24 protein-coding genes and 4 tRNA genes are annotated in these 25595 nt (G+C 49.3%); 21 read left to right on the top strand and 7 right to left on the bottom strand.

Annotation, left to right across the window (positions count from 1 at the left end; translation table 11 throughout):
* Nucleotides 1–15: 15 nt before the first annotated feature.
* The 5 genes from Pyrde_RS02335 (at nucleotide 16) to Pyrde_RS02320 (ending at nucleotide 5577) form a co-directional block, all read left to right on the top strand.
* Entirely contained in the window at nucleotides 16–669 is a 654-nt protein-coding gene (locus tag Pyrde_RS02335) for a 50S ribosomal protein L1 (protein WP_055407861.1), read from the top strand.
* Nucleotides 670–746: 77 nt separating this feature from the next.
* Entirely contained in the window at nucleotides 747–1778 is a 1032-nt protein-coding gene (locus Pyrde_RS02330; RefSeq protein WP_055407859.1) for a 50S ribosomal protein L10, read from the top strand.
* 240 nt (nucleotides 1779–2018) lie between these two features.
* Entirely contained in the window at nucleotides 2019–4772 is a 2754-nt protein-coding gene (alaS, locus tag Pyrde_RS02325; protein WP_082419418.1) for an alanine--tRNA ligase, read from the top strand.
* Nucleotides 4769–5509 carry a DUF434 domain-containing protein gene (locus Pyrde_RS10360; protein ID WP_082419417.1) on the top strand — a complete coding sequence of 247 codons (741 nt, stop codon included), beginning with the start codon at nucleotides 4769–4771 and terminating at the stop codon, nucleotides 5507–5509. Before alaS ends, Pyrde_RS10360 begins: the two co-directional genes overlap by 4 nt.
* Nucleotides 5500–5577: transfer RNA gene (locus Pyrde_RS02320), tRNA-Arg, on the top strand. The genes Pyrde_RS10360 and Pyrde_RS02320 overlap by 10 nt, the downstream gene beginning before the upstream one ends.
* A gap of 63 nt (nucleotides 5578–5640) precedes the next feature.
* Here Pyrde_RS02320 and Pyrde_RS02315 read toward each other — a convergent pair.
* The 3 genes from Pyrde_RS02315 to Pyrde_RS02305 form a co-directional block, all read right to left on the bottom strand.
* Nucleotides 5641–5931 carry a lipoate protein ligase C-terminal domain-containing protein gene (locus Pyrde_RS02315; RefSeq protein ID WP_180385517.1) on the bottom strand — a complete coding sequence of 97 codons (291 nt, stop codon included), beginning with the start codon at nucleotides 5929–5931 and terminating at the stop codon, nucleotides 5641–5643.
* Between the two features lie 109 nt (nucleotides 5932–6040).
* A tRNA-Met gene (locus tag Pyrde_RS02310) sits at nucleotides 6041–6163 on the bottom strand.
* A 35-nt stretch (nucleotides 6164–6198) separates the two neighbouring features.
* The gene (locus Pyrde_RS02305) at nucleotides 6199–6627 is read right to left on the bottom strand and encodes a hypothetical protein (protein WP_143522217.1); all 429 of its coding nucleotides are present in this window, start codon (nucleotides 6625–6627) and stop codon (nucleotides 6199–6201) included.
* 186 nt (nucleotides 6628–6813) lie between these two features.
* On the opposite strand from Pyrde_RS02305, the gene Pyrde_RS02300 reads away from it, so the two are divergent.
* Together Pyrde_RS02300 and Pyrde_RS02295 are read left to right on the top strand one after the other, a co-directional pair.
* Nucleotides 6814–6912, top strand: a tRNA-Gln gene (locus tag Pyrde_RS02300).
* Nucleotides 6913–7165: 253 nt separating this feature from the next.
* Nucleotides 7166–7283 (top strand) — tRNA-Pro (locus Pyrde_RS02295).
* Between the two features lie 199 nt (nucleotides 7284–7482).
* Here the strand turns inward: Pyrde_RS02295 and Pyrde_RS10355 are convergent.
* Nucleotides 7483–8058 (bottom strand): TFIIB-type zinc ribbon-containing protein, encoded by a 576-nt coding sequence (locus Pyrde_RS10355; RefSeq protein ID WP_082419416.1) that lies wholly within the window; start codon nucleotides 8056–8058, stop codon nucleotides 7483–7485.
* Nucleotides 8059–8234: 176 nt separating this feature from the next.
* Between Pyrde_RS10355 and psmB (Pyrde_RS02285) the strand changes: the two genes are divergently transcribed.
* A complete protein-coding gene (gene psmB, locus Pyrde_RS02285) occupies nucleotides 8235–8852 on the top strand; it encodes an archaeal proteasome endopeptidase complex subunit beta (protein ID WP_055407849.1) in 618 nt (205 codons plus the stop codon).
* A 140-nt stretch (nucleotides 8853–8992) separates the two neighbouring features.
* The gene (locus Pyrde_RS02280; RefSeq protein WP_055407848.1) at nucleotides 8993–9754 is read left to right on the top strand and encodes an endonuclease V; all 762 of its coding nucleotides are present in this window, start codon (nucleotides 8993–8995) and stop codon (nucleotides 9752–9754) included.
* Between the two features lie 8 nt (nucleotides 9755–9762).
* Here the strand turns inward: Pyrde_RS02280 and Pyrde_RS02275 are convergent, their stop codons facing one another.
* On the bottom strand, nucleotides 9763–10812 hold the full coding sequence (locus Pyrde_RS02275; protein WP_055407846.1) for an NAD(P)-dependent glycerol-1-phosphate dehydrogenase: 1050 nt from the start codon (nucleotides 10810–10812) through the stop codon (nucleotides 9763–9765).
* A gap of 132 nt (nucleotides 10813–10944) precedes the next feature.
* Here Pyrde_RS02275 and psmB (Pyrde_RS02270) point away from each other — a divergent pair, with 132 nt between their 5' ends.
* Complete coding sequence (gene psmB / locus Pyrde_RS02270) at nucleotides 10945–11571, top strand: archaeal proteasome endopeptidase complex subunit beta (RefSeq protein WP_055410642.1); 627 nt, start codon at nucleotides 10945–10947, stop codon at nucleotides 11569–11571.
* 560 nt (nucleotides 11572–12131) lie between these two features.
* Nucleotides 12132–14078, top strand: a complete 1947-nt coding sequence (locus tag Pyrde_RS02265) for a beta-CASP ribonuclease aCPSF1 (RefSeq protein ID WP_257640418.1) — start codon at nucleotides 12132–12134, stop codon at nucleotides 14076–14078.
* On the opposite strand, the gene Pyrde_RS02260 is transcribed toward Pyrde_RS02265, so the two are convergent.
* Nucleotides 14075–14563, bottom strand: a complete 489-nt coding sequence (locus Pyrde_RS02260; protein ID WP_055407842.1) for a DUF1947 domain-containing protein — start codon at nucleotides 14561–14563, stop codon at nucleotides 14075–14077. The two genes, Pyrde_RS02265 and Pyrde_RS02260, sit on opposite strands and share 4 nt — an antisense overlap.
* 90 nt (nucleotides 14564–14653) lie before the next feature.
* On the opposite strand from Pyrde_RS02260, the gene Pyrde_RS02255 reads away from it, so the two are divergent.
* From Pyrde_RS02255 to Pyrde_RS02220, 9 genes are all read left to right on the top strand, one after another.
* Nucleotides 14654–14881 (top strand): LSM domain-containing protein, encoded by a 228-nt coding sequence (locus tag Pyrde_RS02255; protein ID WP_055407840.1) that lies wholly within the window; start codon nucleotides 14654–14656, stop codon nucleotides 14879–14881.
* Between the two features lie 37 nt (nucleotides 14882–14918).
* On the top strand, nucleotides 14919–15107 hold the full coding sequence (locus Pyrde_RS10350; protein ID WP_082419414.1) for a 50S ribosomal protein L37e: 189 nt from the start codon (nucleotides 14919–14921) through the stop codon (nucleotides 15105–15107).
* Between the two features lie 103 nt (nucleotides 15108–15210).
* The gene (locus Pyrde_RS02250; protein ID WP_197272716.1) at nucleotides 15211–15462 is read left to right on the top strand and encodes a DNA-directed RNA polymerase subunit H; all 252 of its coding nucleotides are present in this window, start codon (nucleotides 15211–15213) and stop codon (nucleotides 15460–15462) included.
* A gap of 133 nt (nucleotides 15463–15595) precedes the next feature.
* Complete coding sequence (locus tag Pyrde_RS02245; protein ID WP_055410638.1) at nucleotides 15596–18976, top strand: DNA-directed RNA polymerase subunit B; 3381 nt, start codon at nucleotides 15596–15598, stop codon at nucleotides 18974–18976.
* A 2-nt stretch (nucleotides 18977–18978) separates the two neighbouring features.
* On the top strand, nucleotides 18979–21624 hold the full coding sequence (gene rpoA1, locus Pyrde_RS02240; RefSeq protein WP_055407838.1) for a DNA-directed RNA polymerase subunit A': 2646 nt from the start codon (nucleotides 18979–18981) through the stop codon (nucleotides 21622–21624).
* A gap of 3 nt (nucleotides 21625–21627) precedes the next feature.
* Entirely contained in the window at nucleotides 21628–22896 is a 1269-nt protein-coding gene (rpoA2, locus tag Pyrde_RS02235) for a DNA-directed RNA polymerase subunit A'' (protein WP_055407836.1), read from the top strand.
* Nucleotides 22896–23228, top strand: coding sequence for a 50S ribosomal protein L30e (locus Pyrde_RS02230; RefSeq protein WP_055407834.1), 333 nt, complete (start codon nucleotides 22896–22898; stop codon nucleotides 23226–23228). The genes rpoA2 and Pyrde_RS02230 overlap by 1 nt, the downstream gene beginning before the upstream one ends.
* Nucleotides 23229–23262: 34 nt before the next feature.
* Nucleotides 23263–23694, top strand: a complete 432-nt coding sequence (locus Pyrde_RS02225; protein WP_055407832.1) for a NusA-like transcription termination signal-binding factor — start codon at nucleotides 23263–23265, stop codon at nucleotides 23692–23694.
* Nucleotides 23695–23756: 62 nt separating this feature from the next.
* On the top strand, nucleotides 23757–24200 hold the full coding sequence (locus Pyrde_RS02220) for a 30S ribosomal protein S12 (protein WP_055407830.1): 444 nt from the start codon (nucleotides 23757–23759) through the stop codon (nucleotides 24198–24200).
* Nucleotides 24201–24285: 85 nt separating this feature from the next.
* Here the strand turns inward: Pyrde_RS02220 and Pyrde_RS02215 are convergent, their stop codons facing one another.
* Nucleotides 24286–24783: a bifunctional nuclease family protein gene (locus Pyrde_RS02215; RefSeq protein ID WP_055407828.1), complete on the bottom strand. Its 498-nt coding sequence runs from the start codon at nucleotides 24781–24783 to the stop codon at nucleotides 24286–24288.
* A 144-nt stretch (nucleotides 24784–24927) separates the two neighbouring features.
* Between Pyrde_RS02215 and Pyrde_RS02210 the strand changes: the two genes are divergently transcribed.
* Nucleotides 24928–25536 carry a 30S ribosomal protein S7 gene (locus Pyrde_RS02210; protein ID WP_082419413.1) on the top strand — a complete coding sequence of 203 codons (609 nt, stop codon included), beginning with the start codon at nucleotides 24928–24930 and terminating at the stop codon, nucleotides 25534–25536.
* Nucleotides 25537–25595 lie beyond the last annotated feature (59 nt).

Below are 25595 nucleotides of genomic sequence, written 5' to 3'. Positions count from 1 at the left end.
CCTGGGGTGGCGAGAGTGTCGTTTATACCCCGTGATGCGGTAGAGAAGGCAGTTAGAGAAGCTATAGAGGCGAGTCCGCGGCGTAACTTTAAGCAGTCAGTGGATCTTATAGTCGTAATGCGTGATGTTGACCTCAAGAGTCCACAAGGACGCATAAGGGAGGTAGTCTTCCTGCCATATCCGCCAAATAAGAAAGTGAACATATGTGTGGCAGCTGATGGCGATATGGCGGTGAAGGCTCGCGAAGTTGCCGAAAGAGTTCTAACGAAGGAAGAGCTACAAGGGCTTGTGGGCAACCGTAAGGCTGCCAAGAAGATAGCTGAGTTCTGCGACTGGGTGCTCGTTCGTACAGACCTAATGCCCCTAGTTGGTAGGACCTTGGCTCCGGCTCTGGGTCCGCGTGGCAAGATACCCATACCTGTGCCACCTAATGCTAACATAGTAGACTTCGTTAAGAGGTACCGTGCAGCGGTAATGCTGAGGATGAAGGACCAGCCGCAGGTGATGTGCCGCGTCGGAACAGAGGATATGAAGGTTGAGGAGATAGTAGAAAACATATACAAGGTGCTTAATACGCTAGAGGGTAAGCTGCCGAACGCTAGGAACAACATAGCGAGAGTCATAGTCAAGACTACTATGGGTCCACCTGTCGAGGTCATGCTGCGCTAAATGCTTGCCTAGATGCTAGTCATTGTCTTTCCCATACCGTACTGTAGATGTCTCCCAATCAGGAGGTGTATCATAGGATGAGTGTTGTCCAGGCTCATATGCGGCGTATACCAGAGTGGAAGATAAAGGAGGTAGAGGAGCTAACCGAGCTGATCAAGAACCACAAGGTCGTAGCTATTGTCGACCTATCTAAGACGCCGACAGCTCAGCTGCAGCGTATACGCCGGAAGATAGAGCGTAAGTTCGGCGACAAGGTAGTACTTAGGGTAGCCAAGAATACACTCTTCAGGCTAGCCCTTAAGAGAGCTGGTATAGACCCTTCCCCGCTCGAGCCTTACCTGACTGGGACTAACATGTTCATATTCACTAACCTTAACCCGTTCGAACTCGCACTAGCCCTTGACAAGATATATGCGACCAAGCCTGCCAAGCCCGGCGACATAGCACCTACAGAGATAGTGCTTCCTGCGGGTGATACTGGCTTCAAGCCTGGCCCGATAATGAGCGTCTTCGGTAAGCTACGTGTACCGATACGTGTCCAGGGAGGCAGCATCTGGATAGCTAAGGATACTAAGGTTGCCAAGCCAGGCGATGAAATATCGCCAGAGCTAGCGTCCATACTTCAGAAGCTAGGTATTGAGCCAATAATAGTGAAACTCAAGATAAAGGCGGCCTATGAGGATGGTGTTGTAATTCCGGCTGACAAACTGATACTGGACCTAGAAGCATACCGCCGTGACGTGGCTCAAGCGCATCTAGCAGCGCTCATGGTGGGTGTTGAGATAGCGTACCCAGAGCCACAGGTGCTAGAGCTAGCTATACCTCTAGCAGTGAGGCGTGCGCTAGCAGTAGCTGCTGAAGCGGGCTACGTGACGCCAGACAACGCCGAGTATGTGATAGGCCTGGCTGTGGCTAAGGCTCTAGCAGTAGTAGCAGCACTCGGAGATACAGCCAAGGAGCTAGGAATAGATATCCAGGTGGCGGCACCAGCTGCTGCGCCTGCTGCCGAGGAGAAGAAGGAGGAAGAAGAGAAGGAAGAGGAGGAGAAGAAGGAGGAGGTAGGCGAAGAGCAGCTAGCAGCAGGCCTCGAGAGCCTCTTCGGCTTCTAGAGACCCCTATACCAATCAAGCATCTGGGAACTCTTTTCAATCCATACCCTATATTGCTTAGCAATCTCTTAGCCATCCATTATCCTGTTTCTTTATGTTGGATATCGCTTGGCTAAGCATGTGGCGCGCTTGTCTTGTGCTAGTTCTGGTGCTTACCCTCTACAGGCTAGAGTCTAGTCTTGCTTGAAGTCTAAATAGTAGCTATTCATGCCCGCTCTATCCCCTGGGGGTTTGGCGGTATTGCAGGCTGACCCGAAGGAATACCAGCTGGAGTTCTTCCGGGAAAAGGGCTTCACTAGGCGCCGGTGCCATGTAGGCGGCGAGTACTTCTGGACTCTTAATCCAGAGCAAGAACACTGCAATGATGCGCCATGTGTTGAGTACTATTTCTGGAACCTTCCGAAGAAGGTTAACGATCTCAGCGTAGCTGAGGCTAGGAGGAAGTTCATCCGGTTCTTTGAGAGAAACGGCCACGAGTTCATAGAGCCTAGGCCCGTAGTAGCTCGGTGGAGAGAAGATCTCTATCTAACTATTGCAAGTATTGTCGTCTTTCAGCCTCACGTGACCAGCGGTGTTGTACCGCCGCCTGCCAACCCTCTCGTGATAGTTCAGCCGAGTATAAGATTAGAAGACATAGACAATGTAGGACTCACTCTAGGTAGGCATCTCACCAGCTTCGAGATGGGCGGGCATCACGCCTTCAACTATCCAGACAAACATGTATATTGGAAGGAGGAGACAGTACGCCTGGCCTTCGAATTCTTCACAGAAGAGCTCGGCATACCGCCGGAGCACATAACGTTCAAGGAATCTTGGTGGGAAGGCGGTGGTAATGCCGGGCCAAGCTTCGAAGTAACAGTTGGCGGTCTCGAGCTAGCAACACTAGTATTTATGCAATACCGCGTAACCGATGGAGGATATGAGCCGATACCCCTTAGAGTAGTAGATACAGGGTATGGTATCGAGCGTTTAGCGTGGTTCACGCAGAAAGTACCTACAGCATTCCACGCTATATACGGCAGTTTACTAGACGAATTCTACAAGCTTCTCGGCATAGAGCCTGCTCCACGTAATCTGCTCTGGGCAGCTGCACGTGATGCTGGCAGACTAGATCCTGAGAACCCAGAGAGCATAAAGAGATTTTATGAGAGAGCTGCACGTGATGTAGGTCTCGAGCCTAGCGAGGCCGAGAAGCTGCTACGCCGTGAGGCAGCGGTATACGCGTTACTGGACCATAGTAAGACCATAGCATTAATGCTAGCCGATGGCATCGTGCCGAGTAATACTGGCGAGGGCTACTTAGCTCGGCTAGTGATTCGGCGAGCTATCCGGCTGATAAAGAAGCTCGGCAGTGATGTTAGCCTCGTAGAGCTTGTCGAGAGACAAGCCCGATTCTGGGGCAATGACTACTACCCACAAATGTTGCGTAACATAGACTACATACTGAAGGTCACTAGGATAGAGGAGGAACGGTATAGAAGAAGCCTAGAGAGGGGTCTACGCGAGGTCACAAGGCTTCTCCGACGTAAACGCAGCCTAAGCCTTGACGACCTCATAGTGCTCTATGACTCTCATGGTTTGCCACCCGACATGGTTGCCGAAGCAGCTGCAAAGCTCGGTGTAAAAGTGGATGTTCCGCATAACTTTTACGCAATAGTTGCCGAGCGTCATGGTGCTAGCGGTGGTATAGCTAGACGGGCTGAGCATCCCAGCCTCCCACAAGACGTAGTTGGGTGGCTCAAGGGATTCCCGGCGACGGAAAGACTGTTCCATCAGAATCCCTATCTGCGTGAATTCAACGCCAAAGTTCTTGGTGTAAAAGGTGTCTATCTGGTCTTAGACCGTACAGCATTCTATCCTACAGGCGGCGGACAACTGCATGACACTGGCGTTATACGTCTATGTGGCGAGGAATACCAGGTAAAACGTGTAGAGAAGGTTGGAGATGTTATAGTGCATGTGCTTGACCGTGAGCCCAGAAGTAACTGCTCCGAGGCTTGGGGCCGGATAGACTGGGAGCGCCGCTACCGGCTAATGAGACACCATACCGGTGTACATGTGATACTGGGTGCCGCTAGGCGTGTTCTAGGAGAACATGTATGGCAGGCAGGCGCCGAGAAGACACCAGAGAAAGCACGCCTTGATATAACTCACTATGAGACTCCTAGTCCCGAGGAAATACGAAGGATAGAAGAGCTAGCCAATAGAGCTATACTAGAACGCATTGACGTAGAGACAAAAATAATGGATAGAAATGAGGCCGAGAAACTCTACGGATTTAGGCTATATCAAGGTGGCGTTCCAATGACTCCTAAACTGCGTGTAGTAAAGATAGGCGATTGGGATGTAGAGGCGTGCTTTGGCACACACGTGGCCAATACTGCCGAGATAGGTGCAGTGAAGATAACACGCGTCGAAAAGCTACAGGATGGGGTCATACGTCTAGAACTTGTAGCTGGGAGCGAGGTTGCTCGTTATGCCTCAGAGCTTGAGGAGCGTGTAAACCGCGTAGCTAATATAGTGAGTGGAAGTGTCACGGAGCTCGAGAAGCGTGTAGAGAAGCTAATACGTGACTACAACAATACTCGGCAGAATCTCAACAAGCTTCGGAGATATATAGTCGAACAATTAGCCGAGAGGATCAAAAAGGAACCATTGACCATAGACGGTATTAGGATATATGTTGTTAAAGATAAACTGCCGCTCCATGATCTATACCAGGAGCTAACCAAATTACTAAGCCAAGAAGATCCTGATGGCATTACAATTGCGCTAATACCCGTGGAACAAGGATTAATGGTAGAGATTGGTGCAGGCTCCTCTGCATCAAGACGAGTTAATCTGCGTGAACTAGCCAGACTATTAAGCAACAAAGGCTTCCGGGGTGGAGGCAAGCCAACGCACATCAATATGCTAGCTAGGAATGTCGATGAGAATGAAGTACTAGAAGTAATTATATCGGCTCTACGTGAACTAATTAAGGAAAAACCATAGGGGGAGTCCGTATATCCCAGCTAGATATCCCGCTGGATGCATTCTATGATCTTTTCTTTCTACTGACTCGTGGATATCCGCGAGGCGAAGCACTAGAGTTAGTCAAGCGTAAGTATGGCCTCTCTAGGCGAGAGGCCATACTTTTGGCTAGATGTATACATTCCGAGAATGTCTCTAAACTAGTCAAAAATAAACTTGTAATACCCAGAGATCTATTTAATGCTAAACTTGTAGTTGATGGGTTTAATCAGCTAGCCACCATCTATGCAGCCCTTATGGGTGTTCCCGTGTTTGTCTGTAGTGATGGTCTAACACGTGATGCTTTACTTTCGGGACCCCGCCTTGTCATAGAGAATATTAGAACCCTGGCAGGTATTCTTGCGGATGTTTTACGTGCTATAAAACCAGGTAAGGTGGTCATTGTCCTAGATAGCCAGCCTAGTCATAGTGGTGACGCTGCAGCGTTTCTCCGTAGAAGCCTCAATGGTCTTAACGCTCTAGTCGAGGTATCAAGAACAGCAGACAAAAGAGTAATAGAATATGCGTTGGCCGGGTATGTTGCAGCGAGTAGTGATATAGCAATAGTAATGAAGGTTGGTAAGGTATTCGACTTAGCAGGTTTTGCGATCAGAAAGACACTATCACAGAGAGCTAAGGTAAACATTATACCCCAGCTGCTAGAGACTCTACACAGCCGGTGGTGCGTGAAGAGAGGCGGCGGGAAGAAGGGCCCGTAGCCTAGCCAGGATAGGGCGCCGGCCTTCTAAGCCGGTAGTCCGGGGTTCAAATCCCCGCGGGCCCGCCATCACGGGCCCTCAGCTCTCTCGCCCGCCGCCTCCCCATAATTATGTGGCAGCGCCTTGATTTGCTACAGTCTACATAGCTCATGGTATAATTCTATAAGTGAGCTAGTCAATTGTCCCCATGTAAAACCTAGAGCTTCTGTGCTCTCTGCTATACTCCTAATACGTTCTTCAATGCAAACAATGTTGTTGCAGCCCTTTAGCATGCTCTCGAGTTGTTCAAGCGCTTCAGACGGGTAGATGAAGAAGTCGCCGCTTATTGTAACTCGTATTATCTTACACTCTTTGTCAACGGTAATGCTCAGCTCCAGAGTTTTGCCGCCGGGTATTCGGAGAATTCTCTCTATGGTCTTCATAGCATCACCGGATCGCATCTCCGTGAAGAGGAGGAACGTAGAGGTGTACTATTGCGTTTCAAAGAATAGCAGGAGTATAGGAGGTAGTTGTGGGGTCCCGGGGGACTAGTGGTGCCGCCGCCGGGATTCGAACCCGGGACCGCCGGATCCCCCAGGGACCCCCGAGCGACTCCGGTGGACCGGGGCTGTCCCGTATGAGTCCGGCGCTCTAACCAGGCTGAGCTACGGCGGCACCCTCTTGCCTGCTCCGAGTCTTATAGCTGGATGCTACTTATTGGGGGTTATGACTCTTTCTCCGCCTTGAATTATACCCAGAGAAGATAGTATAGCGGCTATCCTCTTTACGAGGTTAGGGTTCACGCCTGGGTGTCTCTGTAGGTAGTAAGCTACTGGGTCCTTCGGCGGTGGGTAGAGCCTAGTATATGCGGCCAACATGGCTGCTACGATTAATTGTTTCCCACAGCCGTTGTCGTCTTGACATAGCCTGGCAACGAGTACCCGGAGTTGTCTCGCTATACTCCGTGGGGGTCTTGGGGCCCTTCCTCTAGCTAGGTCGTGTGCGAGTTTACTGCTAAAGGGTCCACGTTCTGTAAGCACGAACCTGTAGCCGTGCTGCCAGCCCATAAGCCCCGCTAGGAAGTATAACGAATGTATGGTAGTCAATGGCGCCATAACTCTAAGTTGTTGCGCAGCCACTCTACCGGCACCCGGTAACACATTATGCTGACGTGACACCAGCTTAACCACTAAACCAGCTCAACTACGCGATAACACAAACACCTTCATCTCATCAGTGATAATACTCGGGCGATACCAGCAAGACACAAAAACCCTGCTACACCCGTCATAAGATACACGGCTCGAATAGCAGGGAGGGTGGGTAGCCGGGTCGTCTAGCGGTCAAGGATGCGGGGCTCTGGCCCGAGACAGCCCTCGGGGAGAACCCCCGTGACCGGGGTTCGAATCCCCGCCCGGCTACCATGCACCCACCCTCCCACACATTCTCATGCTTAGAGCAACCTGAACGATGCTACTTTATTGAGAAATCTACTGAGGAGCCTAGGAGAGTATAGCTAGAGTATACCGACAAACATGTCTTAGACGTGTTGTATCCTATCATATACCGTCAAAACAATACGGTAGCTAATTACGGCAGTAAAGAAGTCGTGCGGCATTAGAGTAAATAACCCGGCAGAATATGCTCAGAGGCACAAACCTGGGATCGTCTCGGGGAGGGGCCGTCGTCTAGCTTGGCAGGATGCGGGGCTTGGGACCGCTCCTGGGAGAAGGCGTGGGTTCCCGAGCGGCAAGAGCCCCCGTGGTCCCGGGTTCAAATCCCGGCGGCCCCACCACTTTCTAGAACTAGAACAGATATCGTGGCTCATTCATACTATATGGCTTTGATGAGCTAATTTACTTTATTCTGCTGCACGTTTACATTATTAACGAACTAGGAGTAATATTCAGTCAGTAGAAATAGTACAAAGCCCTGCAATTAAATATCGGGTTTGGCTAATTATAAAATGGCGGATGTGTTTTCTTGAACTAGTTCTAGGTTGATGCTAGTGCTTCTATAGACATCTCTAGGCTTAGGCATTTCATTACCTTTCTTATTAGAAGTCTAAGCCTCTTTTTGCCTACTTCGTATTGATTAGAGAGCATGGATACAAGTGGATAGTCACCGTGCATTAATGTTATAGCAGCCTCTAGGACGGCTTTTTTCTCACCTGACGTTTTGCAGTATTTTAATAGATTTCTAAGGCATGCATTGTTGTATGCTTTGATAAGCTCTGGCGTGTTTGCTTTTACATAGTCTATTATGTCGTCTATCTCTGTGGTATTGAGTATTCGTGACAATCTTCTAGACAGGCTATTAGATAGTATAGATGCGTGTAGCCGGGTTTTCTCGGTCTTTGTTAATCTATTGTTAATGGATAATGTTGACAAGTTAGATGCTGTTGGAGGCGGCGAAGCGTCGAAGATAATGTCATCTATGACTGCTCCGCAGCTGCGACACACGAGGGCACCCCCATGTAGGTCTAGCACTACTTTAGCAGATCCGCAATAGGGGCATACTGGTGTACTGTATGTAACATAATAGCTGTAATAGTTCAAGATTTGTTGCACCTCAGCAAGTTATAGGCTGTAGCATTTCCATAAAGTGGTTGCAGTAACCAAGTACATGTATGGCCCCGTGTTAACCGAAAGTATTGTGGATGCGGTTGAAAGGAGGAGTAGAACACCTCCAGCGAATACCATTTAACCCATGTATGTATGATAGCTCACGGGGTGTTACGGGTAGTATGAGCTACCAGGAGTACGGTATCGGAGCAACGGCTGTCGGCGTACGTGGCAAGGAATTCGTGGTGCTGGCCGCAGAGAAGCGTGTAAGCTATGGCGGCTTTGTCGTAAGCAGGTCAGGCAAAAAGGTGTACAAGATCACTGACTATCTTGGACTAGCACTTGCGGGACTATTTGCGGACATGCAAGCTATAAGCAAGATTCTCAGAGCTGAGATGGAGTATCACAGTATCATGACTGGCAGACGTATGAGCGTACGCGCGGCGGCAAGGCTGCTTGCAAGCATACTCTATGCTAATAAGTACTTCCCACTTCTATCAGAGACTCTTATAGGCGGTATAGAGCCGGATGGTACTGCAAGGCTCTACGTGATGGATCCGCTAGGTTCACTCATAGAGGATGATTTCGCAGCGATAGGGTCAGGCGCGCCTATAGCTATTGGTATACTTGAAAATGGGTACAAGAAGGACATAGATGTAGAAGCAGCGAAGAAGCTCGTAGTAACAGCGGTAAAGGCAGCTATAGAGCGTGACGCTATATCTGGTGACGGTATAGATCTCTTGGTAATTAGGAAGGTTGATGACAAGGTCGTAGCTGAGGAGGAGTCAATAAGAGTCTAATTCTTTCAGGAAGCGAGTTAAGATTCGGCAATAGATGTACAAGGAGATGTCTATAAGACATTAGCTTCAGCAATGTATATTTTAGCTAATATGGAGAATTTAGTAGTGCTAATAGGGAATGTTATGGGTTACAGATATCCATGAAGACACCCTACAGTAACATCCGGAAGCTAATAGAGATACAGAAGAATATATCTTACAAAGCTTTGGGCAGCCTTAGACCTCCGGGTTATGCACCCAGACTCGTAGTCGGGCTTGATGCTGCATATTCGCGAATCTATGGCGGTGTTGCAGTAGCAGTCATTATAGACTACGTGAGTGGGAGTCTACTTGACTATTCAGTGGCTATAGGTGAGCCTCGGCTAGAATATATACCTGGACTTCTGGCATTCCGTGAAGCACCACTCTTCTATACAGCGTTGCAGGGGCTTAGACACGAGTACGATTTACTAGTAATTGATGGACATGGAATATCGCATCCGAGAAAGGCTGGCATTGCAACTCATATTGGGCTTGCGTTAGGCAAACCAAGCATAGGTGTTGCCAAGAAGAAACTATACGGGAATGAAGTATATATAAAGAAGCTTGGCGAGTGTAATGTTCATCCTTGCACTATAGGTTACGTAGCTGACCCGGAAACTGGAGAAAAGCTAGCCTACATGGTGTTGCCGAACAAAAGATCCAGGGCGCCGATTTACATTAGCCCTGGTGCTAACATAGACTTAGAAACAGCTCTAAAAACAGTTACTAGTATGTTGAAAGGTACGCGTCTTCCATTACCTACATACCATGCTGATAAAATATCAAAACATATTGCTAGACTCCTGGATCGCGGTGTATTAAAACCAAACCAGTTAAAGGGAGGACTAGGTAGACTCGATCATTTTATGCCAAGAATATAGACTTAAGTTTAATCTATCACACCTGTTATTCTTGCAAGCCTTTCCGCGGCTTCCCATGTTAATCCCGACTCGCCGAGTATAGTGTAACGGTTGGGTCTAAGCCTATGAGCGATGGTTAGAGCTTTAATAACTAGCTCGTCTTCTATGCCAAGATCACGTGCCTTCACGGGAAGTCCCAGCCTTATTAGCGTCTTCCTAACACGCTTCCAGTTTCCTCCATGGAGGTACATCATCATTATAGTGCCAAGTGCTACTTGTTCGCCGTGTAATGCTCTACCCGGCGCGAGTACGTCAAGGGCGTGACTGAACAAGTGTTCAGAGCCACTAGCAGGTCTAGTAGAGCCTGCAATACACATGGCCACGCTACTACTTACGAGTCCTTCAACTAGAACCCGTATAGCCTCCTTAGCGCCACGTCCTATCTCTGCAGCATATTCTATAACATGTTTGGCCGAAAGTAATGCGAGTTTTGCAGCATACTCTCCGTAATATTCACCTTTGAGTCTATGGGCTAGCTTCCAGTCCCTTATTGCTGTCAGTTTTGCGACCAGGTCTCCGGCACCGGCTCTTATAAGACGTATAGGTGCAGAAGACATGATGTCTATGTCGGCAACTATAGCTACCGGGGTGACGGTACGAATAGAGAATGGCTTGTCAAACCCTTTAAGCGATGTGAAGGGTGAGGCTATACCATCGTGTGACGGGCTTGTAGGAATGCTAACCATTGGTAGTCGTAACTTGTATGCTACATACTTGGCCAAGTCTATAGACTTGCCTCCGCCGAAGCCTATCACGAGGCGTGGAGAATACTCTCTTACAGTCTCGCTAAGCTCCTCGGCATAGACAGTGCTGGCTTCCTTAGCGTCTAGCTTCTCGAACTCTACTACATCCTCTAGTACTGCTCTAAGTTGTTCTCCGAACTTCCTCCATACATTGGGCCCCGAAATTACTACCGTTTGCTTGCCTTTAACTCCTAGCTCGGTTAGTAGGTCTGGCAATGCGTTGAGTGCGTTATCGCCTATAACTATCTTGAGTGGTAGCTCTATGGGATGCAGCAAGGCTAGAGGTCCTCGCACGCCATTAGCAAGGCTGCCTCTCGTGGAATAATATTAAACTCCCGCCTCGTAGCGTAGGCGTAAGATGGTAGAGAAGTATTGATACACCGAGGACTGGCGAACCCGGAGGATAGAATGTTAGCTGCTTTACAGAAGAGCCTACACGGAACTACAACAGTAGGTATACGTGTTAAGGACTTTGTAGTGCTAGCGGCGGATAGGAGAGCAACAGCCGGATACTATATCGCTCATAAACGTACACGTAAGATAATAAAAGTGACAGATTATATGGCTATGACTACTGCAGGTCTAGTAGCAGATGCACAGGTACTAGCAGAATGGTTATCAAATCATGCGCATTACTACATGCTGATAAATAAGAAGAAACTAAGTGTACATGCAGCAGCTCAGTACCTCGCCACAATACTCCACTCATCAAGATTCTTCCCCTATATTGTCCAGCTACTGTTAGGAGGCTACGATACACGGCCACGTCTATACAATATAGACTGGTATGGAAGCGTAACCGAGGAGAAGTATGTAGCAACGGGATCCGGTTCACCTGTGGCTATAGGTGTTATAGAGGATGGATATGACGAGAATATGAGTCTAGAGCAAGCCGTAGAACTTGCACGTAGAGCAGTACTGTCAGCTACAAGAAGGGACGCCTTTAGCGGTAATGGTATTGACATAGTAGTTATAGGTAAGGACGTGTTCAAAGAATATCGTTATACTATAGGCGAGTCTATTAAGGAAGAATAGCGGCATAAACGTAAGATCCAGGCTGGACTTTCCGGCGTGGAAAAATAATTATACCTAGAGTACATGTAGGAAGTATCACGGCGCACAAGTCTCAGAGTTTACGCAGCCTTGACTGCTCGTCCCATGTATGTTGTTGTTTTGGATAACCGTTTTGTAATCAACTATGATCTGATGAAAGCCAGTATATGGTATAGAAACTAACTCAGAAATCCCAAGTTTGCTGGTTAGTATTGAACTAGACCAATTTACAAGTATTACTCAAAATGATAGTTGGCTACCAACCGATGATTAACTCTGGTTCCGAATGATTTGGTTAGAGATAGGTGATAGTGCAGGTTGATGTGTGCAAAGAGCATGACAACTGTAGCCGAAACGAAGGCTAGTCTAGGGTGATAATGTGGAAGATATGAATGCGACATGGCAAGGTTGTGGGGTGTTATCCAGACATGGAATGGAATACATGTTGGACTTATGTGTTCATGTCTAGTTGTGATGCGTGTAACAACAATCTTCCAGCAAATTAACAATCATAGGGTTATAGATATGAGGTGTTGTTTAGATTGTATAAGAGGAGTGAAGTAAAGAACATAGTACTCACAATAATGTCACAGCTTATGCCTAAGGAGGTACAAATATCTCGCATAGAGTTCGAGGGCCCCGAGATAGCGATATATATCAGGAATCCTAAGATACTTGCAGAGCATCCCGAGATAGCCAGAGATATAGCTAAGAAGCTTAAGAAGCGCATAGTGATTCGTACAGATCCCGCCATAAGGAAAAGCAAGAAGGAAACAGAGGAAATAATTAAACAACTTGTTCCACCAGAGGCGGGAATAAAGGAAATAAAGTTCGATGAAGTGTTAGGCGAAGTTATAGTAAAGGCACATAAGGTAGGCCTAGTCTACGGTAAAGGTCGTTCAATATACAACAAGATTTTAGCAGAGACAGGATGGAGACTTAATGTTGTTAGAGTACCGCCGGTAGACCCTCGTGACTTGGATACACTCAACAAGATAATAGACTATATGCTTTCACAGAGTAGCTACCGTCTGAGCTTTCTAAGGAGTAGTGGCGAACGCATACATCGCGGTGTAATATTCGAGAATCGTTATGTGCGGATAACTGGACTCGGAGGCTTCATGGAAGTAGGTCGTTCAGCTATACTAGTAGAGACTGGAGAGAGCCGCGTACTACTCGATGTAGGCATAAACCCTGGCGGTGATGGATTCAGCCTCTATCCACGCCTTGACATAGAGCAGCTAAAGCCGGAAGAACTAGACGCAGTAATAGTTACACATGCCCACCTCGACCACATGGGGCTTGTACCATATTTATTCAAATATGGTTATCGCGGACCGGTCTATGTGACTAAACCGACGCGAGATCTAATGGTGCTTCTCCAACTAGACCTCTTGGACATAATGCAGCGTGGAAACCAAAAACCGCCTTACACGCAGCTTGAAGTTAAGAAGATGATTCTCCACACAATACCGCTAGAATACGGTGAAGTAACCGACATAGCTCCAGACATAAAGCTAACATTCTACAATGCTGGACACATACTAGGCTCTGCCATGGCTCACCTACATATCGGCGAAGGCCTTCATAACATAGTCTATACAGGTGATTTCAAATTTGGTCGGACGAGACTACTAGACAAGGCGAATACAGTATTCCCACGGGTAGAAACATTGATAATGGAAAGCACCTATGGTGACAGAGATCAGCCTCGCAGAGACGTAGCAGAGCTAGAACTCATAAGCACGATTAGTAGAACTATATCACGTAAAGGCAAGATTCTCATACCCGTAATGGCTGTAGGACGTGCACAAGAGATACTCCTCGTGTTGGTTGATGCACTCAATAGGAAATTACTCCCGCAGGAGACAAAAGTATACATAGATGGTAGTATCAGGGAAGTAACGGCGATACACCTAACCTATCCGGAGCTTCTATCCACCCAAGTAAGATCACGAATACTTCGTGATGAAAACCCATTTGATCATGAAAATGTGATACGAGTTGAGGGTCGTCAAATGAGAGAAGATATTGCTAAATCTGATGAACCTGCAGTGATATTAGCTACCGCAGGTATGCTCAATGGTGGTCCATCGGTAGAGTATCTGCGTATGCTTGCGAGTGACCAGAGAAACACGCTAGTATTTGTAAGCTACCAAGCCAGGGGTACACTTGGTCGAAGAATACTAGATGGTGAACGCGAGATAACAATGGTAGGTGAAGATGGCAGACTTGAGGTAGTCAAGATAAATATGGAGGTAAAGTCCATCGATGGTTTCTCAGGACATTCTGATAGACGTCAGTTACTAGCATTCCTAGCCAATATAAAGCCAAAGCCGAAAAATATAATCCTAAATCACGGCGAACCACAAGCCATATATTCACTTGCAGAGACTATAAGGAAGAAAAGTAAGTATCTTGGTCTACCAGATGTGCGTATGTACACACCGTCGATCTTAGACTCCGTCCACGTAGCTGGCTATGCCTAGAGAATTTCTGAGAACTTCCAGAACCTATCGCCAAGGTTGTGCAGCTTCTTTGTAACCCTTCCTTTCTCCATGGTCTTTATTTCCGAGCTGTTATAGAGTGTATGATGTATTGCTAATGGAAGCCTTCTTGTAGGTTCTACTATGACTACGATTGATCCTTTATCGAAGTCGACTGGTATTTCTACTATGCCTGGCCTCATCAAGTCTGCTCCCCTTGATATGGGCTTAACAGCGCCTTTGTCTACTACTATGTATGGGAGCCATTCCTTGTAGCCATAACGTAGCAAGTACTTGAGATGTGGGACAAACAGTTCCTCTCCTAACTTTATGAATGCAGGTACTCCGTCGAAGATGTAGATCTCTATATCATCGTCCACGGTCACCTCTATGTGGTCTACATTAGACAAATTAAGTTTCGGATAGAGTTCGGATAATCTCCTGGAAAGTTTCTTTCTATCCTTCTTGGAGAGCATCCATCTCCGCACAGCCTGGTCACCGTTCGCGCTAGAAGCGGCTAGGAGAGAATTCCCTATAAAGCCCCCTGAGTGTGCCCCTGCCTGGGGTGCAGCAGCGGGATGGCCGAGACGACACACCGTGTCCTTGGTGACAGCATAGGTAGCATCGTCCTAGTGAAACTTAAGGGTGCGAATGAGGTCAGAGGAAAGCTAAAGAGTTATGATCAACACTTGAATCTGGTTCTAGAGGATGCCGAGGAGATTTATGAGGATGGACGTACAAGAAAGCTTGGAACTATTGTCATACGTGGCGACACTGTGTTACTCATATCACCGGCTCAGTTCTAATGTCAAATATGCAATAACTTAGCTGGAGGTGTAGAAAATGAGCAAGGGAACACCTTCGTTTGGTAAAATGAACAAGAACTATACACATATAAGATGCCCCCGTTGTGGAAGGCATTCCTACCACGCTGCTAAGGGATATTGTGCAGCATGCGGATATGGTAGAAGTAAGAGGCTCCGTCGCTACTCCTGGATGAATAAGAAGGTGAATAGAGTCCGTCTCCGCTAGACCTAAACGAGAGCCTACTAGGAACTAACTACCAATATAACCATATAACCAGGAGGAGTACTTTCGCCTCCTGTATGTTTCTACCTAATATGGGGTGACGATTATGGCGCGGCAGAAGAAGAAATTCAATATACTCGAGCACGAGCTTGTGCCTAGACACGAGGTTGTGCCTCCCCAAGAGGCTGCACGTATACTACGTGAGCTCGGTATACGGCCAGAACAGCTGCCTTGGTTACGTGTTACAGATCCCGTTGCCCGTGCTATAGGTGCTAAACCGGGCGACATAGTGAGAATTTATAGGAAGAGTCCTACCTCGGGTGAAGTAGTAGTCTATAGGTATGTCGTGGGATACTAGGCTATGTATAACACTTATCTCTTGATGTATCCTCCACATTAAGCCCAACTCGTGGCCCTAGACTTATAGTCTAGATGGGGTGGTTACACTGGCACAGAGGGCTTTCCCAACAGTAGAGGATAGATGGCTCGTAATGAAAGCATTCATCGACGAATATGGTCTAGTTAAGCAGCACATAGATTCGTATAACAGATTTGTAGAGAAAGAGCTGAAGGAGATAGTAAAAGAATTCGGAGTAATAGCGACGCCGAGACGCGAGTATGAGGTACGTATAGTAGACGTAGAACTAGGCGAACCAATGGTAATGGAGAGCGATGGAAGCGAACATCCAGTAACGCCTATGGAATGTCGCATTCGTGATCTAACTTACGCAGCGCCTATCAAGGCCAAGGTAATAATAGTAGAGAATGGTATAGAGCGTGAACCTGAAGATATAATTCTAGGCTTCCTCCCCGTAATGCTGCGATCAAAGGCGGATCCCCTTGCTAAGTGTTTCTACGAAGGTGGTCCCAGGGAGGATTGTGAACGTATACTCATTGAAGCAGGCGAGGATCCCCGCGATCCAGGCGGCTATTTCATAATTAACGGGTCTGAGCGTGTCGTTGTGATTCAGGAAGATCAGGCACTCAACCGGATACTAGTAGGCAAGGCTCGGGCTGGTACTGGTAGTGCGGTGTACACAGCTAAGGTCATTTCTTCCCACGCAGGTGTACGCTATCAGCTAATCCTAGACATGCATAAGGATGGTACACTTCATGTCTCTATGAGCAGAGCCCTGAGCAAGATACCGTTTATCATACTAATGCGTGCTCTAGGCCTAGAAAGTGATCGCGACATAGTCCTAGCCATAAGTCCTGACCCGCAGATACAGCAGATGCTCATTCCATCGCTCGAGCAAGCGCGCGCCATAAACACTGTTGAAGACGCACTAGACTTCATAGGCAGCAGATTCCGTGAAGGTATAGGTAAGCCTCGTGAACAGCGTATACGTGTAGCAGAGAGAGTTCTTGACTATATACTACTCCCTCACATAGGTACTCGTCCAGAAGCTCGTCTACGTAAAGCACTCTTCCTTGGCCAGATGGCTGCAAAGCTACTCGAGTACGTACTAGGCCGCCGTGGCGAGGATGACAAGGACCACTATGCTAACAAGCGTGTCCTACTAGCAGGCGACCTAATAGCAATGGTCTTCCGTATAGCTATGAGGGCTCTAGCGTATGATGTACGCCAGCAGCTTGAGAAGCTACGCGCCCGCGGCCGGCATATCAGCGTCCGTATGGTCATACGCTCCGACATCATAACTAACCGTCTACGTGAGGCACTTGCAACAGGTAACTGGCCTGGACAGCGTACAGGTGTAAGCCAGATATTGGATCGTACAAACTGGCTGTCGATGCTCAGTCACCTCCGTCGCGTAGTCTCGCAGCTAAGCCGTAGCCAGCCGCACTTCGAGGCGCGAGACGTGCATGGTACACAGTGGGGCAGAATATGCCCCTTCGAGACTCCTGAAGGCCCCAACTGTGGTCTCGTCAAGAACCTCGCGCTAATGGCCTACGTCTCTCCGGGCGTCAGCGAGGAAGAGGTAGAGAAGATACTGTACGACATGGGTGTACGTGACGCGGTAGAGGTGTTCAACGAAGTCCGGAAAGTTGGATACTATCCACCCGAGCTACAACAGTGGAGCAAGATATTCCTCAATGGCAGGCTCATAGGCTACCACCCCGATGGCGAGGCATTAGCCCAGGAACTGCGTCGTCTCCGCCGCAGTGGTAAGCTGCCGCCAGACGTGAACGTCTCGGTATACAAGACCGAGTACATCAACGAAGTATACATCAACACCGACCAGGGCAGAATACTGCGTCCGGTATTCGTGGTCGAGAAGGGCCGCCTCGTTTACAGCCCAGAACACGCTGAGAAGCTACGCCGAGGAGAGTGGAATTTCAGCGATCTCCTCCGCAATGGTATAGTAGAGATGCTAGACGCTGAAGAAGAGGAGAATACATACATAGCGCTCAACCCGGAAGACCTAACGCCAGAGCATACTCACATGGAAATATGGCCAGCGGCAATAATGGGTGTAACAGCGAGCACCATACCCTACGCCGAACATAACCAGTCGCCACGTAACACCTATCAAGCAGCTATGGCCAAGCAGGCTCTAGGTCTATACGCTGCCAACTACCAGATACGTGTAGACACACGTGCACATCTGCTACACTACCCTGAGAAGCCACTAGTCCAGACACGCACACTTGACGTCATCGGTTTCAACGAACGCCCTGCTGGTCAGAACATGGTAATAGCTGTAATGTCGTTCACTGGCTACAACATCGAGGACGCTATAATAATGAATAAGTCCTCAGTAGAACGTGGCCTAGCCCGTTCAACATTCTTCCGTCTCTATGCTACCGAGGAGCGCCGCTACGCTGGCGGTCTCAGCGACAGGATAGAGAAACCTGAGGCAAATATAGAGGGCTCTAAACCGCCAGAGATGTACCGTAAACTAGACGCAGACGGTATAATCAGCCCTGAAGTAGAAGTATCGGGTGGCGAGGTGCTGATAGGCAAGACAAGCCCGCCAAGATTCATGGAGGAATACCGCGAGTTCGGCACTGTCTCGGTAAGACGCCGCGATACTTCAGTAACAATGAGGCATGGCGAGAAAGGCTTCGTTGACACAGTTATACTTACAGAGAATATCGAAGGCTTCAAGCTCATCAAAGTCCGTGTACGTGATCAACGTATACCAGAGCTGGGTGACAAGTTTGCATCCCGCCACGGCCAGAAGGGCGTAATAGGTATGCTCATCCCGCAGTACGACATGCCATTCACCGAGGATGGTATAACGCCAGATCTCATCATAAACCCACACGCGTTCCCATCGCGAATGACCCTGGGCCAGCTCTTCGAAGCCATAGCAGGAAAATATGCGGCGATTTACGGCCGCTTCGTGGACGGTACGCCGTTCGCTAAGGAACCTATAGAGAACCTTAAGATAGAACTGTTAAAGGCTGGCTACGCTCCTGATGGCACAGAACTAATGTATGATGGCCGTACCGGCGAGCTACTCAGAAACCCCATACTAATTGGAATAGTCTATTACCAGAAGCTACACCACATGGTAGCAGATAAGATGCACGCCCGCGCTAGGGGCCCCGTACAGGTATTAACCAGGCAGCCTACCGAGGGTCGTGCCCGTGAAGGCGGTCTAAGATTCGGTGAGATGGAGCGGGACTGCCTCATTGGTCATGGAGCAGCAATGTTGCTGCGCGAGCGTATGCTGGAGAGCAGCGACCGCTACGTAATGTATGTCTGCGAGAAATGCGGTCACATGGCATGGTTTGACCGCAATAAGAGGAAGTATATATGCCCAATACATGGCGACAAGGGCAAGATCTCGGCGGTGACAGTGCCTTACGCCTTCAAGCTCCTCCTCCAAGAAATGATGAGTATGTGTGTAATGCCCAGACTCCGCCTTGCACCCAAGCATGAGTGGAGGCCTCAGGGTGAGTAACAATGGTGCTCGAGGAGAAGATAATCAAAGAGATAAAGTTTGGCATACTCTCTCCCGACGAGATACGGCGTATGTCGGTCACAGCTATAGTTACCAGTGAACTCTATGACGAGGACGGCCGTCCGATACAAGGCGGCCTCATGGATCCACGGTTAGGCGCTATAGCGCCAGGCCAAGTGTGTATCACATGTGGCAACGATGCCAAGCATTGTCCTGGGCACTTTGGCCATATAGAGCTAGCCCGTCCAGTTATACATGTTGGTTTTGCTAAGCACATACACGATGCACTAAGGGCAACTTGTAGACGTTGTGGCCGCATACTTCTACCCGAGAACGAAGTACAACGCTACATCCGTCTACTAGAGAGGCTAGAAAAGCGCTGGCCCCTGCTAGCCAAGCTACTTGTGACAGTAGTCAAGAAGAAAGCAGCAAAGGTCACCGAGTGTCCACACTGTGGCGAGCGCCAGTACAAGGTTATACTCGAAAAGCCATACAACTTCTTTGAGGAGCGTCCTGAAGGCCGTGTACAAATGAACCCTCTAGAGGTGAGGTCGCGACTAGAGAGGATAACTAACGATGACGCGAGACTCCTGGGCCTAGACCCGGAGGAGGCTAGGCCCGAGTGGATGGTTCTAACAGTACTGCCAGTACCACCAATACATGTACGTCCTTCGATAGTGCTTGAGACGGGTATAAGGGCTGAGGACGACCTAACTCACAAGCTGGCAGACATAGTCCGTACCAATGAGAGGCTTCGCGAGCTACTCGAGAGTGGCGCTCCTCAAGCGCTTATAGACGAGCACTGGCTACTCCTCCAGTATCACGTAGCTACCTACATAGACAATGAACTCCCGCGCATTCCTGTTGCAAGGCATCGTGGCGGCCGGCCTTTGAAGGGGCTAGCACAGAGGCTCAAGGGCAAGGAGGGCCGCTTCCGTGGTAACCTCAGCGGTAAGCGTGTAGACTACTCGGCGCGTACGGTCATATCACCGGACCCGAATATCAGTATAAACGAGGTGGGCGTGCCGATAGACATAGCAAAGACGCTCACAGTGAGAACTCCGGTAACCCCGTGGAACATCGAAGAGATGCGCCGATACGTTCTCAACGGTCCAGAGCGCTGGCCTGGTGCAAACTACGTCATAACCAAGGACGGGCGTAAGATAGACCTCCGTTACGCTGATCGCAAGCGTATAGCTGAGATGCTCGAGCCAGGCTGGTACGTCGAGAGGCACCTACGTGATGGCGACATAGTGCTGTTCAACCGGCAGCCAAGTCTCCACCGTATGTCCATAATGGCTCATATAGTCAAGGTGCTGCCGGGTAAGACGTTCCGCCTCAACCTACTCGTATGTCCACCATATAACGCTGACTTCGACGGCGACGAGATGAACCTCCATGTGCCGCGCACTGAGGAGGCGCAGGCGGAAGCACGCGAGCTAATGCTAGTACAGTACCATATACTTTCCCCGCGCTATGGTGGTCCAATAATAGGTGGTCTGCAAGACTACGTAAGCGGCGCTTATCTGCTCACAAGCAAGGCTACACTACTCACCCAGGAGGACGTAATAGACCTACTCTCCGCTGCTGGCTACCGTGGCAAGATACCAGAACCGGCTATACTCTCGCCTAAGAAGCGGTGGACCGGCAAACAGCTAGTAAGCCTCTTCCTCCCTAAGGAGTTCAACTTCCGTGGCAAGGCACGTGTAGCTGCTGGTATATTCCTCTGCGAGGACGAATGGTGCTGGAATGACTCGTTCATAACGATTAAGAAGGGCGAACTACTCACTGGTGTGTTTGACAAGAAGGCTATAGGTGCTGAGCAGCCTAGGAACATGATGCACTGGCTGATAAAAGAGTATGGCACCGACTATGCACGCTTTGTATACGACAACATGTTCAAGATGTTCATAAGATTCATCGAGAAGAGAGGCTTCACTATGACCGTTGACGACGTAGCACTGCCCAAGGAGGCCAAAGAGAAGATACGTGAAATCCTCAAAGAGGCTGAGAAGAAGGTGTATGAGCTAATAGAGATCTACAAGCAAGGCAAGCTGGAACCAGTACCAGGCCGCACCATGGAGGAGTCCCTAGAGCTTCGAATACTCGACGTACTCTCAGAGGCCCGTAAGAAGGTTGAAGACGTGGTAGTAAACTACCTTGACCCATTCAACAACGTATACATTATGGCCCGTACTGGTGCAAGGGGTAACGAGCTGAACATCACACAGATGGCAGCATTGCTGGGCCAGCAGTCGGTACGCGGCGAACGTATACACCGCGGTTACCGTGGACGCTTCCTACCACACTTCCGTCCCGGCGATCTCGGTGCAGCAGCACGTGGCTTCGTCTACTCGAGCTTCTATGACGGCCTAACGCCGCTAGAGGTGTTCTTCCACGCGGCAGGTGGCCGCGAGGGTCTGGTGGACACTGCTGTGCGCACATCACAGAGCGGTTACATGCAGAGAAGGCTGATAAACGCACTACAAGACCTGCGTGTCGAATACGACGGTACCGTGAGGACGCCACAAGGCGAGATACTACAGTTCGTATACGGCGAAGACGGCGTCGATCCAATGAAGAGCGCTCACGGCAAAGCCGTAGACATAGACCGCGAGATAGAACGCGTAATAGGTTGGAGGGTGTAAGCCATGACCCAGCTTATATTCTCGTGGGAGGAGCTTAAGCCGAAGATTGAGGAGCAGCTATTCCAAGCACGAGAGCGGCTACCCAAGCGTATATACGAAGAACTTGAGGAGAAACTGAAGAATACTGTCGAGAAACACGGACTAACAGTGGATGAGGCAACTAAGATCATCGAGTACGTGCTTAACGAGTATGAATATAGCATGGTTGAGCCTGGAGAGCCCGTAGGTACGGTAGCAGCACAGTCTATAGGCGAGCCAGGTACACAGATGACCCTGCGTACGTTCCACTATGCTGGTATCCGCGAGTTCAACGTAACACTAGGTCTGCCACGCTTTATAGAACTTGTAGATGCTAGGCGCGAACCATCAACGCCAATAATGTACATTTACCTAGATGAAGAGCATCGCTATGATGAGAACAAAGCTAAGGAAGTAGCGCGTAGAATCGAGTATACCCGTATAGTAAACGTAGCATCTGAGATAGATATCGACTTAATCAACCTACGAATAGTCCTACGCCTAGACCCAGTAATGCTCGAGGATAAGGGTGTCACAGTAGAGCAAGTGAAGAAAACACTAGAGAGGTTAAAGCTCGGTAAGGTTGAGGAGGACTCATCAAACCCGCTAGTGCTCTACGTACAGTTGGAGCCCTCGGAGAGCTTTAGCCTCATAGACCTCCAGAAGAAACGGGAAAAGGTTCTCAACGCCAAGATAAAGGGTATCAAGAAGATAAGGCGTGTAATAATCCAGTCAATGGTTAACGATGAGGGTAAGACCGAGTACTTCCTCGTAACAGAGGGTAGTAACCTGAAGGATGTCCTTGAGGTTCCTGGTGTAGATCCCCGCCGTGTCTATACGAACAACATCCACGAGATAGAGGAGATACTAGGCATTGAGGCAGCCCGTGCAATGCTAGTCAAGGAGATGAAAGATGTACTGGATGAACAAGGTCTCGATGTAGATATACGTCACATAGTGCTTGTCGCTGACGTTATGACTATGACTGGTCGCGTGAGGCAGATAGGCCGTCATGGTGTGAGCGGTGAGAAGCCCAGCCCACTAGCACGTGCAGCCTTCGAGATGACAACTCAGAACCTCTTCGCAGCGGCGGCGAAGGGTGAGGTAGACAAGCTGCTGGGTGTGACCGAGACTGTTATAGTGGGCGGTGTGGTACGGGTCGGCACTGGGATGGTAGAGGTACGGATGAACCCGTCCCTGGTAGCAAAAGCTATGGCCCAGACACCAGAAGCGGGGCAGCGGGGTGAGGCTTAGTGAGCGCGGTCCAGGTAACAGATATCGAAAAGGAACTAGTTAACGCGCTCAAGACAGGCAAGGTTATACTCGGCTCGAGGAAGACGCTACGCTATGTGAAAACAGGTAAGGCGAAGGCAGTAATCGTAGCAGCTAATGCTCCACCAGAGCTGCGTAGTGACATACTATACTATGCAGAACTTAGCGGCATTCCGGTATATGTCTATCCCGGTACGAGTGTAGAGCTGGGAGCCGTCTGCGGTAAACCCTTTACAGTAGCCAGCCTAGCTATTCTCGATCCGGGAAGCTCTCGCATCCTCGATCTAATAGAGGCTGCTAGGAGCAAAGCCTAGTAAGCAATGAATGATGGGGGTGTAGTGGAGGGCCTTGGTCAACATAAGGCTAACAGCTGAAGAGATGCGCTACATGGCTCTCCTCCAGGATCTTACAGGAGCTATAGCCCGTGACTGTATAGTAGACAGCGAGAACAACCGCGTGATATTCCTAGTACGCCCTGGTGACGCGGGCAAGGCGATAGGTAGGCGGGGCGCCAATATAAACAGGCTGCGCAGGCTACTAGGCAAGGAGATCGAGGTAGTAGAGTTTGCTGATGATCTCGAGAGCCTGGTAAAGAACCTCTTTGCCCCGGCAAGGATTCTCAGCGTCCGTGTCGCCCAGCGCAATGGCAGGAAAATACTCTACGTGACAGTAGACCCAAGCGACAAGGGTCGGGCTATCGGCAAGGGTGGACGCAAGGTATCAGTAGCCCGTATCGTCCTAAAGCGGTACTACGATATAGACGAGATAAAAATAAGATAACCCCCTCCAGTTTCATCGCCCCTAGTAGATGGGGAGCAGCTTAGAGGAGGGTGTATCGGGTCGTGACCGGCAAGAAGTCGCCTAACGGGCTGTTCGCGGCACGTAAGCTGCGCCGTAAGAGGCTCAAGTTCCGCTGGAGTGAGCGCGAGTTCAAGATACGCATGCTGGGCCTCAAGAAGAAGTACGATCCTCTAGAAGGAGCCCCTATGGCCCGTGGCATAGTGCTAGAGAAAGTTGGCGTAGAGGCTCGTCAGCCGAACTCTGCTGTACGTAAGTGTGTACGCGTTCAGCTAATCAAGAATGGCCGTGTAGTAACTGCATTCGTGCCTGGTGACGGTGGCCTCCTAGTAGTAGACGAGCACGATGAGGTACTCATAGAGGGTATAGGTGGTCCCCGCGGTCGCTCAATGGGTGACATTCCGGGCGTACGTTATCGTGTAGTAACAGTCAATGGTGTATCGCTGAAGGCTATACTAGAGGGCCGTAAGCAGAAGCCACAGCGCTAACCAACTCTTTATGAGTACAACGAGCCCGCCCCCTCGTAATCCTATTGTAATAATTATTACTTTGGCCTTTCTATCTGGTTCGGTCCTAAGGTTGTAGGTCTTCCTCTTCCTCCTCTTCGTGCGAACGCCTCTCATACTCCTCTTGTTCGTCTACAAGCCTCTTGGACACATATATTGGTTTCTTGAAGAGTCGTGCCAGAAATATCGCGTGGCTTGGCACCATTCTCCTTATCATGTATAATCCGTTAAGGTTGAAACTCACTTTTGCTGTGTAGAGGAACGTAGTGTAATCTATCTCGTCTATAACTACGTGTTCGAGGTGTTTGCCCAACTCCTCTATGAAGGAGTGAAGGTCTGCCAATACGTCGAAGAGCGTCTCGCGCTGCCCGAATGCTGATATTTCCTCGTTCTCTTCGAGCCTATTGAGGGCCTGGACTATCTCGAAGGGTACGTTGTAGAGCGTGAACTCCCGACCGTCCTCTAGCTCGAGAATTATGACTGGTATGTGGGGTGGACTGGGGGTTATCATGGCTGTTATGCTTCGTGCCTCAAGGAGTACGTCGCCGGAACGTGGAGGCGGCATAGTGTTTCAGACCCTCCCAGTAACGCTTTCCTCATTGAGCTTATCCTTGTCCCACTAAGGGCCTTACTCCTATTACAACTACGGAAACTGCAAGCCTAAATTTATCCGGGTAGCGGGTGCGCCTGTGTACCGGGGACACGGGGTATGGCTGCCGTAGAGCAGGAGACCCGCACAGTGGGCATGGATCCAGCTAACATCAAGCTGTTTGGTAAATGGAGCTTTGAGGGAGTAGAGATAAGGGACCCCGGACTCAAACGCTATATAAGCCTCAAGCCAGTTTGGCTGCCACACACTGGTGGTAGGCACGAGCACCGCCGCTTTGGTAAATCCGAGGTTCCGATAGTAGAGAGGCTGATAAACAAGCTAATGCGTCCCGGCCGCAACATGGGCAAGAAGCATCTCGCATATAACATAGTGAAGCAGGCCTTTGAGATAATACACCTACGGACAGGAGAGAACCCACTCCAGATACTTGTACGCGCTATAGAGAACTCGGCACCCCGTGAGGACGTAACGAGGATAATGTACGGTGGTATAACCTACTTCGTTGCTGTCGACGTAGCGCCGCAGCACCGTGTAGATGTAGCTTTGAAGCACTTAACGGAGGGTGCACGGATGTGTGCCTTCAACAATCCCAAGCCTATCGAAGAGTGTCTAGCAGATGAGCTAATCGCTGCTGCTGAGGGCGATCCGAAGAGCTTTGCCGTACGTAAGAAGGAGGAAATCGAGAGGATAGCGCTAAGCTCCAGGTAGCGTGTAATAATACTGTGTAAATACCATTCACTAAACCTTTATAAGACGCGTTTCCCAAA

Origin of the sequence: Pyrodictium delaneyi (assembly GCF_001412615.1) — an archaeon.
Taxonomy (GTDB): Archaea; Thermoproteota; Thermoprotei_A; order Sulfolobales; family Pyrodictiaceae; genus Pyrodictium; species Pyrodictium delaneyi.
The sequence above is the reverse complement of the archived record's forward strand: the minus strand, read 5'-3'. Positions and strand labels throughout refer to the sequence as shown.